Here is an 883-nt window from a genome sequence, read left to right on the forward strand (position 1 = left end):
TACGAGCTGGCGGTTGCCGGCGTCGATCGACTCGAAGCGGCCTTCGACGACCAGCGCATCGCGTCCGTCGGGCACCGGGCCGCGCAGCGCGGGGATGCCTTGCGACCGGAGTTCGCGCACGAGTGCGTCGGCGAGCTGCTCGCGGGTCTTCAGCGCGCTCTGCTGGCGCTGCACGTCGGCGGACGAGCCGCTCGCGAGGGTCGCAATCTTGCTGATCATCCCGCCGTCGACCTTGACGTCGGTCGTGTCCACATCGAACGCGGATACATAGACGACGTCCGCACGAACCTGCGGCTGCGTGCGGGCGGTCGGCGCGGCTGTCATGGATGTGGTTGCGGTCGATGCGCAGCCGGTCATCGCGACGGTGCCGGCGATCAGCGCGACACTGGTCAGACGTTTGGCGTGGGCAGCAAGTGCGTGAAGGGAAGAAAACATGTCGATCTCCGTGGCCTGGGTGAAGTTGCCGATACTGTCGCGGCATTCAGGAACGCGAACGATCGGAAGCGGGGCGTGATCGCTGGCTGGGGAGAGGTTTCATGCCGTTGCGCAACACGCAGGCGCAAGTATGCGGAGGTCGGGCGTGACGCGCCACGCAGGAATTATGTCGGCGCATGTCACGTGCCGCTGTGCGCGGATACGTGCGGCCGTGGGGCTGCGAGGCAGATAGTCGATCAGACGGTCGGAAGGCCAAACGGCGCACTACAGGCGGCAGGCGGCAGGCGGCAGGCGGCAGAAGGCAGGCGGCAGAAGGCAGGCGGCAGAAGGCAGAAGGCAGAAGGCAGAAGGCAGAAGGCAGAAGGCAGAAGGCAGAAGGCAGAAGGCAGAAGGCAGAAGGCAGAAGGCAGAAGGCAGAAGGCAGAAGGCAGAAGGCAGAAGGCAGAAG

Annotated in this window: 1 protein-coding gene; it reads right to left on the reverse strand. The window is 65.8% G+C overall.

What is annotated here, in order from left to right; all coding sequences use genetic code 11:
- Nucleotides 1-435 (reverse strand): DUF4410 domain-containing protein (locus tag G3N93_RS40770; protein WP_206135608.1); only part of this gene is annotated, 435 nt, incomplete at its 3' end.
- Nucleotides 436-883 lie beyond the last annotated feature (448 nt).

Source organism: Burkholderia sp. Se-20378, assembly GCF_017104665.1.
Taxonomy (GTDB): domain Bacteria; phylum Pseudomonadota; class Gammaproteobacteria; order Burkholderiales; family Burkholderiaceae; genus Burkholderia; species Burkholderia lata.